The sequence below is a fragment of the Desulforhabdus sp. TSK genome (assembly GCF_022836495.1).
In the GTDB taxonomy this organism is placed as follows: domain Bacteria; phylum Desulfobacterota; class Syntrophobacteria; order Syntrophobacterales; family Syntrophobacteraceae; genus Desulforhabdus.
The window spans coordinates 85,157-99,757 of record NZ_BQXM01000014.1 but is presented as its reverse complement, the minus strand read 5'-3'; the positions used below and the strand labels follow the sequence as shown (position 1 = coordinate 99,757).

Annotated in this window: 11 protein-coding genes; 7 read left to right on the top strand and 4 right to left on the bottom strand. The window is 55.9% G+C overall.

Features of this window, described 5'->3' with window-relative positions; translation table 11 throughout:
* Positions 1–295: 295 nt before the first annotated feature.
* The 7 genes from MWC30_RS10390 (at position 296) to MWC30_RS10360 (ending at position 6,733) form a co-directional block, all read left to right on the top strand.
* Positions 296–1,339 carry a 3-dehydroquinate synthase II gene (locus MWC30_RS10390; RefSeq protein WP_244084103.1) on the top strand — a complete coding sequence of 348 codons (1,044 nt, stop codon included), beginning with the start codon at positions 296–298 and terminating at the stop codon, positions 1,337–1,339.
* Positions 1,340–1,341: 2 nt separating this feature from the next.
* Entirely contained in the window at positions 1,342–2,481 is a 1,140-nt protein-coding gene (pheA, locus tag MWC30_RS10385; protein WP_244084102.1) for a prephenate dehydratase, read from the top strand.
* A 73-nt stretch (positions 2,482–2,554) separates the two neighbouring features.
* Entirely contained in the window at positions 2,555–3,295 is a 741-nt protein-coding gene (locus tag MWC30_RS10380; protein ID WP_244084101.1) for a type I 3-dehydroquinate dehydratase, read from the top strand.
* Positions 3,292–4,134 (top strand): shikimate dehydrogenase, encoded by an 843-nt coding sequence (gene aroE / locus MWC30_RS10375; protein WP_244084100.1) that lies wholly within the window; start codon positions 3,292–3,294, stop codon positions 4,132–4,134. Before MWC30_RS10380 ends, aroE begins: the two co-directional genes overlap by 4 nt.
* Positions 4,127–5,407: a 3-phosphoshikimate 1-carboxyvinyltransferase gene (aroA, locus tag MWC30_RS10370; protein WP_244084099.1), complete on the top strand. Its 1,281-nt coding sequence runs from the start codon at positions 4,127–4,129 to the stop codon at positions 5,405–5,407. Before aroE ends, aroA begins: the two co-directional genes overlap by 8 nt.
* A 93-nt stretch (positions 5,408–5,500) precedes the next feature.
* Positions 5,501–5,989 (top strand): hypothetical protein, encoded by a 489-nt coding sequence (locus MWC30_RS10365; protein WP_244084098.1) that lies wholly within the window; start codon positions 5,501–5,503, stop codon positions 5,987–5,989.
* A gap of 246 nt (positions 5,990–6,235) precedes the next feature.
* A complete protein-coding gene (locus tag MWC30_RS10360) occupies positions 6,236–6,733 on the top strand; it encodes a peptidylprolyl isomerase (RefSeq protein WP_244084097.1) in 498 nt (165 codons plus the stop codon).
* 193 nt (positions 6,734–6,926) lie between these two features.
* Here MWC30_RS10360 and MWC30_RS10355 read toward each other — a convergent pair whose 3' ends face one another.
* The 4 genes from MWC30_RS10355 to gyrB all read right to left on the bottom strand — a co-directional run bounded on the left by MWC30_RS10355 (position 6,927) and on the right by gyrB (position 14,586).
* Complete coding sequence (locus tag MWC30_RS10355; RefSeq protein WP_244084096.1) at positions 6,927–8,354, bottom strand: sensor histidine kinase KdpD; 1,428 nt, start codon at positions 8,352–8,354, stop codon at positions 6,927–6,929.
* A gap of 195 nt (positions 8,355–8,549) precedes the next feature.
* Positions 8,550–9,578, bottom strand: coding sequence for an NAD(P)H-dependent glycerol-3-phosphate dehydrogenase (locus MWC30_RS10350; protein WP_244084095.1), 1,029 nt, complete (start codon positions 9,576–9,578; stop codon positions 8,550–8,552).
* Complete coding sequence (gene gyrA / locus MWC30_RS10345; protein WP_244084094.1) at positions 9,578–12,049, bottom strand: DNA gyrase subunit A; 2,472 nt, start codon at positions 12,047–12,049, stop codon at positions 9,578–9,580. The genes MWC30_RS10350 and gyrA overlap by 1 nt, the downstream gene beginning before the upstream one ends.
* Before the next feature lie 113 nt (positions 12,050–12,162).
* Positions 12,163–14,586: a DNA topoisomerase (ATP-hydrolyzing) subunit B gene (gene gyrB, locus MWC30_RS10340; protein ID WP_244084093.1), complete on the bottom strand. Its 2,424-nt coding sequence runs from the start codon at positions 14,584–14,586 to the stop codon at positions 12,163–12,165.
* Positions 14,587–14,601: the final 15 nt, after the last annotated feature.

Here is a 14,601-nt window from a genome sequence, read left to right as displayed (position 1 = left end):
AGTATCGTCGGTCCCCTTTTATCTTACCCATGCACAATTAGAAATGAGTATAATCACAAGAAAAAAGGGATTGTACCCAAATGGCGGGTCCGGTCGTGTTCGACATCTATTTTTATTACTATTTTCCCGGACGTGGAAAACGGTGCTGACCTGCCCCTGATGTATTGAAGACCATAGCTCGTCTCCCCAAGCCGCAGGTTCAGCCTGCGGCTTTTTTGTTTTCGTGGGGAACAGGGAGTGGGGAGCACGACGGCGAGACTGCGATGCCTGGGGAAGCAGGCGGGAGAGACGGAGGATGTCCTTGAAGGAAGCCTGGGTTTGCCTGAAAGAGTGGTCTCGGGAGATGGTGACCACTGCCCTGGAAAACGGCGCGGACGCCCTCGTGATCCCGGCTGGATGGCAGGAGAGAGTGAAAGCCCTTGGCCGTATCACCACCGTCAGTGTCGACGGGGATCTGAAACCGGGGCAGGATGTTTTTTTTGAATCCCTCCATTCTCCTGAAGACGAAGAGCGCATCGGGCGACTATTGCACCGGGGGCCGGTGGCCCTGGAGGATGAAATCCCGGGAAAGGATGGCGACTCCGGGCCAGGGAGCCGCCGACGCAGCTGGGAAGTGATTCCCCTGGAAAATCTCCTCGCGCGCAACGGGCGGCTCTTCGTCCCAGTGCACTCGACAGAGGAAATAGACCTGGCCCTCGGCATCCTGGAACGGGGCGTCGCTGGAGTCGTCATACATACTGAAAACCCCCGAGAGCTCCGAGCTCTCTTGAAACGCGTGAAAGGTGCGGCACCGGCGCAAGCCCTTCAGATCGCCGTCATCGAGAGCATTCGCCCTGCAGGACTGGGAGACCGGGTGTGTGTGGACACCTGCACCCTCATGCAGGAAGGAGAGGGCCTTCTGGTGGGAAGCTCCAGCTCCTTCTTCTTCCTGGTGCAGGCCGAAGCCAAAACAAACCCATACGTGGCCCCCCGTCCGTTTCGTGTCAATGCCGGTGCAGTCCATGCCTACGTGAAAGTTCCGGAAGATCGCACACGCTACTTGAGCGAGCTCGCTTCGGGTGATCCGGTCCTGGTGGTGCGTGCCGACGGAGCGACTCAGGTTGCCACCGTGGGCCGCCTGAAGATCGAGCGCAGGCCCCTGTTGCTGCTGGAAGCCGTCTGCGGAGAGGCGAGAGGATCCATCCTCCTGCAGAACGCCGAAACCATTCGCCTTTCAAATCCTGAGGGAAAGGCGCTATCCGTCGTGGAGCTCAAGCCCGGCGACGCGATTCTGGCGGCCGTCGAGAAATCCGGGCGGCATTTTGGAATCCAAGTGGAAGAAACCATCTGGGAGAAATGATTGTGGGCGACGAACTGAATACCTTGCGAGAATCCATCGATGCCATTGATTCAGAGCTCCTGAATCTCTTGAACCGGCGAATGGACCTGGCCTGTCGGGTCGGGCGCTACAAAGCGGAAAAAGGACTCCCTCTCTTTCACCCGGGCCGGGAGCAGGATATTTATGATCGTCTCATCAAGGCCAATACAGGGCCTCTCTCCCCGGAATCCCTGCGCTCCATCTATCGGGAAATCTTTGCTGCCTCCCGCCTGCTGCAGTATGTGCTGCAGGTGGGTTTTCTCGGCCCGGAATGGACCTATTCCCACCTGGCTGCACTCTCCCTGTACGGGCACTCCGCGCGCTACATCCCCTGCTCCACCCTGGAGGATGTTTTCGAAGCCGTTTTGAAGGGCAAGGTCCACGTGGCGGTCATACCCATCGAAAATTCCCTCCAGGGTGGGGTCGGCCGGAGCATGGACCTGCTCTATGAATCCTCCATGCGGGTCGGGGGAGAATGCTACCTGGAAGTGGCTCACAACCTGTGCGGCTCGGTGGATTCCGTCCAGAACTTGAAGCATCTTTACGCCCATCATCAACCCATCGAGCAGTGCCGGCGGTGGATTCTGGAAAACCTGCGCCACGTGGAGATCTACGAGAGCACCTCCACAGCCCAGGCCGCTCAACTGGCCGGGAAGGACCCTGTCGGAGGGGCCATCTGCAACCTGTATGCAGCACACCATTACGGACTGAACCTTCTGGCGGAACGGATCGAGGACCACGCGGGAAACACGACGCGTTTTTTGGTCCTGTCCCATGAATTGAACCCTCCCACGGGCAACGACAAGACGTCCCTGCTTTTCGCTGTTTCAGACCAGCCCGGAGCGCTCCACAGGGCTTTGGAAGCATTTTCCCATTCCCACGTCAATATGACCCGCATCGAATCGAGGCCCAACCGTCTCCTCCCCTGGCAGTATCTATTCTACACCGACATCGAAGGGCACGAGGAGGACGATCAGGTCAGGAAGGCCTTGGAAGAGCTACGGGACAAGGTGACCTTTCTCAAGATACTGGGCTCCTATCCCAAAAGAGATCCCAGGTCTCCCATTCGTTTGGAAAAAGAAAACATTCAGCCGACGAAGCAGCAGCCGGCAAAATTCCTTTGAAGTCTGAACTGCCTGTAGTCGTTTGGTTTCGTCTTCTGTTTCGCTAAGAACATTTACTGTCAACGGAACGCATATGGATCGCGAGCCTGTTCTGAAAAAACCCGCCTTGTGCGGTTGTCTGCCGGGCATTTCCCGGGAAAAAGCAGCCGAGGCGCTGCATACCTCTGAGGTGGATCTCCTGGAATGGCGCCTGGATCTCTCTATTCAATCCCATTCCCTGCAGGAGACTCTGAATGCCCTCTCCCTCCTGGCTGTCACCCCAAGACTTCCCGTCCTGGCGACCAACCGGCCCGTGAGGGAAGGCGGCGCTTTTGAAGGCGACGAAGCGCTGCGTTTCGAAGTCCTGCGCAAGGCAGTGGCTGCGGGAGCGGAATGGGTGGATCTGGAGGAAGACACTCCCGGAGAAATCCTGGCAGAGTTCAAGGCAAAGAAGATTGGGACCGTTCTCTCTCATCATGACTTCAGCGGGACCCCCGATCGCCTGGCTTTGCATCGCCTCGCAGAGCGGATGGCTCGGAAGGGCACGGACATTCTCAAGATTGTCACCCAGGCCAACTGCCCGGAAGACAATCTGGCCGTGCTGGATCTCATTCCCTTTGGTCGTCGCCAATTGGGCGTGGAAGTGATCGCGTTCTGCATGGGGGACGCCGGACGCTGGAGTCGATTGGCCTGCCTCCTGATGGGCAGTCCGTGGACATATGTTCAGTTGCCGGGAACTTCGGCAGCAGCTCCGGGTCAGCTGACGTCGGTCGCAATGCGGACGCTCTTGAAAACAGGGGGTTGGCTGCAGGGACTCGAGAGAGTGAATTCATGATCCGTCCCGTACAAAAAAGACTTTTTGCCGTCATTGGAAACCCCGTCGCGCACAGTTTGAGCCCTGCCATGATGAATGCCGCCTTTCAAGCACTGGATCTGGCCGCAGTCTATGTGGCTTTGGAAGTGGATGCGGTGGAGGAAGATCTGGAGACGCTCTTCCGCATGGGCTTCAGTGGCTTGAGCGTGACACTCCCCCACAAGGAAGCGGCCTGCCGCCTGGCTCAAAACGTGGATGCCACAGGAAAGGCCATTGGAGCCGTCAATACGCTCCGGCGGCTGGAAACGGGGTGGGAAGGCTGCAACACCGACTGGATCGGCGCAAACCGTTCCCTGGAGGCGGCAACCTCGCTCCAGGGAAAACGGTCTATCATCCTGGGAGCGGGCGGCGTAGCGCGTGCCGTGGCCTATGGCCTCAAACGAAGCGGAGCAGCCGTCACCATCTCCAACCGTTCGGTGGAGCGGGGAAATGCCCTCGCAGATCGTTTTCAGTGTGAATTCATCCCCCTTGCGGAACTGAACCGTAGAGACTGTGGCCATGCGTTCGATGTGGTCGTGCAGTGCACGTCCGTCGGTCTACAGGGCAAGGAATCTGCTCCCCTGGTTTCCGAATCCTTTTTTCATTCGGGAATGCTGGTCCTGGATACCGTGTACCGGCCTCTATGGACCCCTTTCCTTCGGGTGGCTCAAAAGAAGGGTTGTGTCATCGTCCCCGGACTGGAAATGTTGCTTTACCAGGGAGTGGCCCAGCTGGAATGGTGGCTGGGAATCCGGAGCCTCCCGCGGGAAGGTGTTGAGGTCATGAGAAACACTTTAGAGAGGATGTTGGAAAATGAGTAAGCTCAGCAAGAAAATTCAACCGGTTTCCAGGGTGGACGCGAGCATTCGCCTTCCGGGCTCCAAGTCCGTCACCCACCGGGCTCTGCTCATGGCCGCCTTGGCTGACAGTCCCAGTGATATCAAAAATCCCCTCGTGGCCGAAGATACCCTCCTCACGGCCAAGGCCCTGGAACAATTGGGTGCTGTCATCACCTGGCATGAAGACAGGGTCCGTGTGGTGCCTGCAGTCAGGCGCTGGGCCACGCCGTCCGGTCCCATCGAGCTCGGCAACAGCGGCACCAGCACCCGCCTCCTGTTGGCCCTGGCGGCTACGGGAACCGGGACCTTCCTCTTCGATGGAAGCCCGCGACTGAGAGAACGGCCCATCGGCCCCATCCTGGAAGCCCTGAAAAGCCTGGGAGTGACCTGCCAGTGCCTGAGAGAACCGGGGTATCCTCCCGTGCAGCTCATCAGCCAGGGCCTCGAAGGGGGTGAAGTTCTGGTGGATGCCAGCCAAAGCAGCCAGTTTCTGTCGGCGCTCCTCATTGCGTCCCCGTGTGCACGACACGAAATGCGCGTAGGATGGAATGAGCCCATAGCCTCTTTCCCCTACGTGGCACTGACGCTTTCCATGATGGAGGAATTCGGTATTCAGTACCGCTGGTCGGGCACGCATCAGATCATCGTGCCGGCACCGCAAAGCTACCCCGCCCTCAGATATACCGTGGAAGGCGATTGCTCCTCGGCTTCCTATTTCTGGGCTGCCGCCGCTCTGACCGGAGGCGAGGTGTTTACATACCCCATCTTGCCTGGAAGCTCCCAGGGCGACTGTCGCCTCCTTCAGGTCCTGGAAAGTATGGGTTGCCGGATCCAGTGGGAAGATGAAGGGGTACGTGTGACTGGCCCCCCGTATTTGACGGCCGTGGATCTCGATATGAACCGGATGCCCGACATGGTTCCCACCTTGGGAGTTCTGGCGGCGTTCGCTCAAGGCCGCACTTTCATACGCAATGTCGCTCACCTCAGGGTGAAGGAATCCGATCGGCTTCACACGGTGGCGACGGAATTGAGCAAGCTGGGGGTCCCCGTTCAGGAACTGCCTGACGGACTGGAAATCCAAGGGGGGCAGGTGTGTGCTCCCCAAACGTTCCTGGAAGCCCATGACGATCACCGCATCGCCATGGCCTTTGCGCTCGCCGGCCTTCGCGTGGAAGGGGTCGAAATCCACGGCGCGGAAGCCGTGGCCAAGTCCTTTCCGAATTTCTGGGATGTGTTCGAGCAAATGCGGGCTTGAGCTCAGGAATGACGGTGCATAAAATGCCTTCTGCTCTGCTGCCCGAGTGGAAGATACCGACTCATAACCTCTTGCCTCTATGGGAATAAAGCCATGATTTTCGAAAATCCCTGGATTCGCGTATGGTGCTTGATACTTCTGATGGTGCTCACTGCGGCATGCGACAAAGGCAACGCCAAATTGACCGAAGACAAAAATCCCGGCCATCAAGCAGGGGGACCCTGCCTGTATGCATCCTTCTCCGGCAGGGCGTTGATCACCAAAATCATGCAGACGCCCGCTTCGAAGGAGCAGGCCCAGATAAGGGGGGGTCCCGGATATGAGGGATATGAAGTCTGGTTCCGATTCATACCGGATGCCGAGCTCCCGGAAAATGCTCGACATGCTCTGGACCGGGAGCACCTCTTTACACTTTACAACAGCTGGTATGTCGGGCCCCGGTATGTTGAAAAATACGGCCTGGCTCCCGACAAGGTTTTTCCCTGCACACTCAAGCACATTCAGAGCGGCTCCTGCAGCCCCATCGATTTCCAATTCCCCACCCTGGACCGGGCTGACTATTTTGAAAGCCGGGCTCAGTAAGTGTCAGGATGCACCAAGCTGTTAATGCTGCAAAGTTCTGCTTCCCACTCTCCCCCATTGACCACACCCGTCCTCGCCTTGACTTCCGTATGCCTGTCAACTATTTTGATGTTTAAATGAGCAAAGTGGTCATTGTCGGATATGTTGCGTTTATTTTCAGCACCTTAGAAAATCAATCGCTCCTTCCAGTGAAGGCAATGTGCACAGCAGATTGGATTTTCCAAACTACCTTTCAAGGAGAAACGAATGAAAAAAGCAGAAAACGGCGATTATGTGAAGGTGCTTTACACGGGAAAGTATGACGATGGAGAGGTTTTCGATTCAAATCAGGGATGCCAGCCCTTTGAAATTCATATCGGTTCGCGCGAAGTGATTCCCGGTTTCGAAAAGGCCTTGATCGGTATGAGCACCAATGAGAAAAAGTCCTTTACCCTTTCAGCCGCCGAGGCTTACGGTGATCGAGACGACTCTCTGGAGCGCAGCTTCAACCGTTCCGACTTTCCCGAAGATTTCCAGGTTGAAGTGGGACAGGTGATCGTCCTTCAAAACCCTCAACAGGGACAGTTCCCCGCTACAGTCAAAAAGATTGAAAATGATTCGGTCCTCCTGGATTTGAATCACCCTCTCGCCGGCAAGAACCTGGCTTTCGACATCGAAGTTGTGGGAGTCAGCGACAAGCCCACTGTATCCAGTTGCGGTTCTGAGTGCGGACCCAGTTGCGGGTGCGATTGCTCCTGTTCCTAGGGAATCGCCCCACGGCTTGGTGAGCACACAGTCCATGACATAGCCGGCAGCCCCATTGGGCGGAGCCGGCTTTTTTTATGCCGACGCCTGACGCCTTTGGAATATGGAATAAAAAATTACAAGATGAGCAAAGACGGAAAAATTCAGTGGGGTAAGGCCCACTGCGAGGAGACCTGAAGGGTTGACCCGGCATTTATCCTTTCAAGGGTAGGATGAAATAAAAGAGATTCCCGTATTTTTGGGGCTCGCACCCCACCCTGCCCCCGTGAATTTCCACGACGTTCTTCACGAAATTCAAGCCATGCCCTGTTCCTCTCTCCCTGCTGGAGGATGCAGCCGCCCGGTATCCCTCATCGAAAATCTTGGCGCATTCCTCAGGAGAGAGGGGCTTACCCGTCGTAAAGAAATTGAATCGCACCCCATTGACTCCTTCACCGAAAAAATCCTTCAGGATCTGGCGATTGTATGAGAGCAGCTTGATCTTGTTTCCCAGCTCGTCTTCCACCTGCTGGGCATATTTGACCGCATTGCCGAATAGATTGTCGAATACTTGAGAGATGAGCCCTTTGTCCACAAAGAGGGTGACCTGTTCGTCGGGTACGCTTTCCAGAAGATTGTCCACAGCGATTTTCTTCTTTTCGAAAAGCGGAATGTAGCGCTCCAAAAGGGGATTGATGATCTCCGTTCTGAAGTTACAGGCGTGCCGCCTCAGCACATAGGTACCCTTCTCGAAATGGTCCCGCCTTAGAAGTGTTTCCAGAAAAAGGCTGGTGTGCTCATAGTGTTTCGAAAGAGCCTTCCAGTCCTCTTCCAGGGTTTGTGTGTTGCGTTCGATGAACTGACTGATTTCATGCAATTCCCTGAAAAGATCCTCGTCGCGCCCCTTCAGGGAATTCAGCATGCCATTCAGGCGCTCCTGCGCCTGAACATAGGCTGCCAGATTTTTCTTCAGGCGGATGAGAAAGAGCTTGTAGTACATGTTGGGCGAAATCACGTTGTGCTCGATATCGGAAACCAGCTGATTGATGAATTTCAGGTGGTCGATGTTTTGCTGAATGAGCATTTTCTGATGGAGGTTGAACCCGATGCGGTTGGTGAATTTTTCAAGGAAGAACTGCTTCCTCGAGTCCAACCCGGCTTTGGGGGATACTTCGAAGAGCCCGAGGACCGGACACTTGCTGAGGAACGGGATTCGCTTGGTAAGGGCCTCATTTCCCCGGATGGGGAAAATCATGCTGTTTACCGTTTCATAAGGCCGCTCAGTAAAAGTCAAATCACTGGCAACCCTCTGCTCCTTGGGAATCAATCCATCAATGCTGGTACAGACCTTCTCCAGTCGCGACGTCTTGGGTTGGATGACATAGAGGCTGCTTTCGATTTTGAGGAATTCCCTGGGCACCAGCACGCAGATAAGGTAGAGCACATCAAGGCTCGTGTATTCCTGGGCCAGATCAAAAAAAGTGGCGAAAGCCTCTTCCTGCTCCCGTTCGAAATTATAATTCCGATACCTTTCCTTCTTGTTTTTCACTCGCTCAGAAATGACGGAGCGCAAATTCTGAGCGACAGATTCTTGCCGCGGCTTTTCTTCGGCGCTGAAGATTGCATCTGTAGGATCGGTCATGGGATGACTCCAAGTAAATCGGGTCATTGATGCCAATAGAATATGGAACCCCGGACCAGCAGTACGAGCAACAGGCAATGTTTCCAATATACATGAATAGCTGCCGCCAAACCAACAATTATTGCTCCATTGCCGCGCCTTCGATGATGAGAAACCTGATGTTATTGATAACGGCTGATCACGAACACCGAAAGCTCACGAAACCTGTCCGTGCTCCAGCTCGTGCTTGAGGTTTCGCCCCATGAGCTCCTGGACAGCCGTTCTGGGGTCCTTGTCCTCGTAAAGCACCTGGTAAACCCTCTCCGTGATGGGCATATCGACTTGCATGCGTTGTGCCAGGTAATAGGCTGAGCGCGTCGTTTTGACACCTTCCGCCACGGTTCGCTTTTCCGCCAGGATCTCTTTGAGCTTGCGCCCCTGCCCCAGCTGCATCCCCACGGTGCGGTTGCGGCTGAGATCACCGGTGCAGGTCAGGACAAGGTCTCCCATGCCGGCCAATCCTGCAAAGGTCAGGGGGTGAGCGCCCATCTTGACGCCCAGCCGTGAAATTTCCGCCAGGCCGCGTGTGATGAGGGCAGCACGGCTGTTGAGTCCGAAGCCCAATCCGTCACAGGCTCCGGCAGCCACTGCAATGACATTTTTGAGGGCACCCGCCAGCTCCACTCCGATTTTGTCCAGGCTGGTGTAGACGCGAAAATAATCCGTCGCAAAAATGTGCTGAACTTTCTGGGCCACTTCGATGGCATCACCGGCAACAGTGACGGCTGTCGGAGTCTTTTGGACCACTTCCCGGGCAAAGGAAGGCCCTGAAAGAGTCAGTTCATGAATAGAGTCCTTCTGTGGAAGAATATCCTTCCAGATGCCCGACATGGTGAGCAGCGTCTCATTCTCGATGCCTTTGGTGGCATTCACCACCACCGCACCCGGTTTCAAAAAGGGAAGCATCTGCAGGGCCACTTGGCGATACACATGGGAAGGGACCACCATGACCAGGAAGTCATGATCCTGCACGACACTCCTGAGGTCATTGTGGGGAGTGATGTTTCTGCTGAGGGTGAAGCCGGGGAGGTAGTACCTGTTTTCGCAAGTTTCCCGTATGATGCCGCAGAGATCTTCCTCAAATACCCACAGGTCCACAGGATAGCCTTTTCCTGCCAGCAACTGCGCCAGGGTCGTTCCCCAGGCCCCCGCTCCCAGAACACTGATCGGTCCAGAATGTTCCATCAATCCTCCGTATCTTCCCTGGTCTCGTCGGCGTCTTCCCTGGTTTCCTCCAAGTCTTCCCTGGTGTCGTCGGATTCCGCCAAAACCGTTATGTCCACGACTTTTTCTCCCTCGTCCAGGCCCATCAGCCTGACACCTTGGGTCACTCGCCCGATCTTGCGCATCTCTGCGATGGGGACGCGAATGAGGCGTCCCCGGTCTGTAATGAGCAGAATATCGTCTTCTTCCGCCACCTGCCGAAAGCCGATGACATCGCCGTTGCGCTCGGTGATGCGGATATTCAGAACTCCCTTGCCCCCTCTGCTCTGGGGTCGGTAATCTTCATTGGGTGTCCGCTTGCCGAAACCGTTTTCGGTGACGACAAGCATCGACTTGCCGGGATCGATCACGTCCATGCCCACCAGTTGGCTGCCGTCGAGATTCATTCCCCGTATGCCGCGGCTGACTCTTCCCAGAGGTCTGAATTCCTGCTCGTCCACGCGAATGGATTTCCCGGATTTGCTCATGAAAAAGAGATGGCGGCTGCCGTCGGTGATGGAGACACAGATCAGCTCATCGTCATCATCCAGTACTATGGCCTTGATGCCGTTGGAGCGCGGGTTGCTGTAGGCCGCCAGTTCCGTCTTCTTGACCACCCCGTTCCGGGTGGCCATGACGGCATAGTGCCCTTCCGTAAACTCTTTGACGGGCAGAATGGTCTGAATTTTCTCGCCGTCCTGCAGGGGAAGGAGGTTGACGACGGCCTTGCCGATGGCCGAAGGGCCGACTTCCGGAATTTCGTAGACTTTCAGCCAGAACACCTGGCCCCGATTGGTGAACACGAGCAGATAATCGTGAGTGGATGCCGTGAACACGGTCGTGACGACATCCTCCTCCCGTGTGCTCATCCCGCTGCGCCCCCGGCCTCCCCGCTTCTGGCTGCGGTAAATGGCCACCGGAGTCCGCTTGATATAGCCGGCCCTCGAAATCGTGACGACCATCTCTTCATCGGCGATGAGGTCCTCGATGCAGATGTCTCCCGTTTCGGCAACAATTTCCGTTTTACGCAGGTCACCGTATTGATCGACCAGCTCCTTGATCTCCTCGCGAATGACACCGTCCAGGAGGACGGAGGAAGCGAGGATCTGTCGAAGCCGTTCGATTTCCTTCAGGAGCTGGTTGTACTCCTCGATAATCTTTTCCCGCTCCAGCCCCGTCAAACGCTGCAGCCTCATATCCAGAATGGCCTGAGCCTGGACATCGGTGAACCCAAAGCGCTCGATGAGGCGCCGCTTGGCTTCCGGAGGGTTGGCCGCGGCCCGTATGAGCTGGATGACTTCATCCAGATTGTCGAGGGCGATCTTCAGGCCCTCCAATATATGGATGCGCTTTTCCGCCTGCCGCAGCTCGTACTGCGTCCTCTTGATCACCACCTGGCGCCTGAAGTCCAGAAAATTCTGCAGGAGCCCTTTCAAATTCAAGACTTCTGGCTTGTTGTCCACCACCGCCAGCATGATGACCCCGAAGCTGCTCTCCAGGGCCGTGTGCTTGTAAAGCTGATTTTCAACGACTTTCGGCTCATCCCCCTGACGCAGGGTGAGGACCACCCGCATGCCGTCCCGGTCCGATTCATCCCTGATGTCCTGAATGCCCTCGATCTTTTTCAGCTTGACGAGCTCGGCGATGCGTTCCAGGAGGCGGGCTTTGTTGACCTGGTACGGAAGCTCCGTGACAATGAGATGGCTCTTCCTCCCCGACTCTTCCACCTCCACGCGAGCCCGCATCTTGATGATGCCCCGACCGGTTTCGTAGGCATCTTTGATGCCGTCGCGGCCATAAATGAAGCCTCCCGTGGGAAAATCGGGGCCCGGAATGTGGCGCATGAGCTCAGGGATACTGATGTCAGGGTCGTCGAGAAGGGCCAGGAGCCCTCTGCAGAGCTCCCGCAGGTTGTGTGGAGGAATATTGGTCGCCATCCCGACGGCGATTCCCGAGGAGCCGTTCAGCAGGAGACTCGGTACCCGTGTGGGCAGGACTGTCGGTTCCAGGAGAGAACTGTCGTAGTTGGGCTGGAAACTGACGGTTTCCTTTTCGATGTCCCTCAGGAATTCATGGCCGAGTCGGTGCATGCGCACTTCGGTATAACGCATGGCCGCTGGAGGGTCTCCATCTACGGATCCGAAGTTTCCCTGTCCATCCACCACGAGGTAGCGCATGGAAAAATCCTGCGCCATGCGCACCAGCGCATCGTAAACGGCCATGTCTCCGTGCGGGTGGTACTTACCGATGACATCACCCACGATGCGCGCGGACTTTTTATAGGGCTTGTTGAAGTCATTTTTGAGCTCGTGCATGGCATACAAGATACGCCGATGCACAGGCTTCAGGCCGTCTCGAACGTCCGGGATGGCACGCCCTATGATGACACTCATGGCATAATCGAGGTATGAAAGTTTGATTTCATCTTCGATGTTGATTGAATTCTGATCCATCTAAGCACTTCCTGTGGCCGAGCTTCTCTCCCGAGTATCCCGCGCAGGGTGGCGGAAGCCTCTGCAGGAAGGAAGTCAGCCGCGTCAAGATCCTGTTCCTGGAGCCTGGGGGGCTATATATCGAGCTCCCTGAATTCCAGTGCATTGTATTGGATAAAATCCCGGCGAGGTTCCACACGATCCCCCATCAGGGTCGTGAAAAGCTCGTCCGCCTGATACTGGTCTTCGATGCGCACCTGAAGGAGAGTACGCTTCTCGGGATTCATGGTGGTTTCCCAGAGCTGTTCGGGATTCATCTCCCCGAGACCCTTGTAGCGCTGCAGGTTTGTCCCTTTCCGGGCCTCTTCCATGAGATATTGGAAAAGCGCCCTGGGATGCTCGAACAGCTCTTCAGCACCCTGAGCATCCTTAACGCGGTAGGGTGTCTGGTGAAAGATCTCCAGTTGATTGTAGAGCTCCAGCAGCTTCTTGAATTCCCCCGATTGAAGGTAGCGATGCTCCAGCCGAATGCGCACCTGACCGTCGGCGGATTTTGGATCCCAGAGCTCCAGGTCGTGCCCCTGCTCTTCCTCGGCCGCTTCCATGGCGAGAACTTCGTATCCCAGCGCTTCCAGCTCGACCTTCAGGGCGGAAGAAGTTTCCGGATCTGCAACGACCAGGCGATTCTTGGCAACGATCTTGATGAGCTCTTCAATGAGCCTCCGCGGCATTCCCCGTTGGGACAGCCGCTCCAGGATTTCCTCATAACGGGAAAATGTCTGCATCAGTCCTATCAGCTCTTCGGGCGGCAATGCACCTTCCAGGCCGGGCAGGTAAACTTCCCTCTTTTCCACAGCCCTGCGCAGCAGGAGAGCATTCAGCTGGGCTTCGTCTTTCAGGTAATGTTCCTGCTTCCCGACGGCTACTCGGTAGAGGGGAGGCTGCGCGATGAAGAGGTTTCCCCGTTCGATAAGCTCGGGCATCATGCGAAAGAAAAAGGTGAGCAGGAGCGTACGGATATGAGCCCCATCCACGTCGGCATCCGTCATGATGATGGTCTTGTGATAGCGCAGCTTGTCAGGGTTGTATTCGTCCTTCCCCACACCGGTTCCCAGGGCCGAAATCATGTTGCGGATCTCCTGGTTTTCCAGCATTTTGTCGAAGCGCGCTTTCTCCACATTGAGAATTTTTCCCCTCAAGGGCAGGATCGCCTGAAACTTGCGGTCACGCCCCTGCTTGGCAGAGCCGCCTGCGGAATCTCCCTCGACAATGAAAATCTCACTGTTGGCGGGATCCCTTTCCTGGCAGTCCGCCAGCTTTCCCGGCAGGGAATGATCGCTCAAGACTCCTTTGCGCCGCGTGAGATCCCGGGCCTTGCGGGCGGCTTCTCTGGCGCGCGCCGCTTCCAGGACCTTGTCCAGGATGATCTTGATGACTTTGGGGTTTTCTTCGAAAAAGATGGAAAGTTTTTCGTAGACCAGATTCTCCACAAGGCCCTTGACCTCGCTGTTTCCCAGCTTCGTCTTGGTCTGCCCTTCAAACTGAGGCTGTGAAAGCTTCACACTGACAATTGCGCTCAGCCCTTCGCGGACATCGTCACCCGATAGCTTTTCGAGATCTCCTTTGGACATTTTGGTCTGAACGGCATACTGCTTGATGGAGCGCGTGAGCCCGGCCTTAAAGCCCACCAGGTGGGATCCACCTTCCTTTGTATTGATATTATTGGCGAAAGTAAAAATCTTTTCGTTGTAGGTCTGATTGTACTGCAGGGCCACGTCAATGGCGATTCCCTGTTTTTCCCCTTCAAACTTGATCACTTCGGGGTGGAGGGGCTCCTTGTTCTTGTTGAGATACTCCACAAAGGAAATGAGGCCTCCTTCGTAGCAGAAGCTCCTCTCCTTGAGGGTTTTTTCGTCGGCCAGGTCGATACGGACCCCGGGATTCAGAAAAGCCAGCTCTCGTAGCCTCTGCACCAGAACATCAAAGCTCATTTCCGTTTCGGTAAAAATCTCCGGATCAGCTTTGAACGTGACCCGCGTCCCCCGGCGCTGTGTTTCTCCCTTCACGGTGAGGGGAGTAACCGGCGCGCCGCGTTCATAGCGCTGTGTATAGACTTTGCCGTCTCGGCGGATTTCCACAACAAGATATTCACTGAGGGCGTTCACCACGGAAACCCCCACCCCGTGGAGTCCCCCCGAAACCTTGTAGGTGGAATTGTCGAATTTTCCGCCGGCATGCAGCTTGGTCATGACGACTTCCACTGCCGGTATGTTTTCCTTTTCGTGCAGATCCACAGGAATACCCCGGCCGTTGTCCTCTACCGTGACGGAATCGTCTGAATGGATCTGTATCTGAATATGATTACAGTAACCGGCCAAAGCTTCGTCGATGCTGTTGTCCACGACTTCATACACAAGGTGATGCAACCCTTCCGTGGAAACGTTTCCGATGTACATGGAAGGACGCTTGCGAACGGCGCTGAGCCCCTCAAGGACCGTGATCTTTTGGGCGTTGTACTGATCCTGCAAAACGCTGTCGCCCGGATTGGGATCTGACATACACAAACCTCGATT

Bases quoted from the DNA above. Each gene is read 5' to 3' on its own strand.
- MWC30_RS10390 (WP_244084103.1), top strand. From the start codon at position 296: ATGTCCTTGAAGGAAGCCTGGGTTTGCCTGAAAGAGTGGTCTCGGGAG.
- MWC30_RS10380 (WP_244084101.1), top strand. From the start codon at position 2,555: ATGGATCGCGAGCCTGTTCTGAAAAAACCCGCCTTGTGCGGTTGTCTG.
- aroE (WP_244084100.1), top strand. From the start codon at position 3,292: ATGATCCGTCCCGTACAAAAAAGACTTTTTGCCGTCATTGGAAACCCC.
- aroA (WP_244084099.1), top strand. From the start codon at position 4,127: ATGAGTAAGCTCAGCAAGAAAATTCAACCGGTTTCCAGGGTGGACGCG.
- MWC30_RS10365 (WP_244084098.1), top strand. From the start codon at position 5,501: ATGATTTTCGAAAATCCCTGGATTCGCGTATGGTGCTTGATACTTCTG.
- MWC30_RS10360 (WP_244084097.1), top strand. From the start codon at position 6,236: ATGAAAAAAGCAGAAAACGGCGATTATGTGAAGGTGCTTTACACGGGA.
- MWC30_RS10355 (WP_244084096.1), bottom strand. From the start codon at position 8,354: ATGACCGATCCTACAGATGCAATCTTCAGCGCCGAAGAAAAGCCGCGG.
- MWC30_RS10350 (WP_244084095.1), bottom strand. From the start codon at position 9,578: ATGGAACATTCTGGACCGATCAGTGTTCTGGGAGCGGGGGCCTGGGGA.
- gyrA (WP_244084094.1), bottom strand. From the start codon at position 12,049: ATGGATCAGAATTCAATCAACATCGAAGATGAAATCAAACTTTCATAC.
- gyrB (WP_244084093.1), bottom strand. From the start codon at position 14,586: ATGTCAGATCCCAATCCGGGCGACAGCGTTTTGCAGGATCAGTACAAC.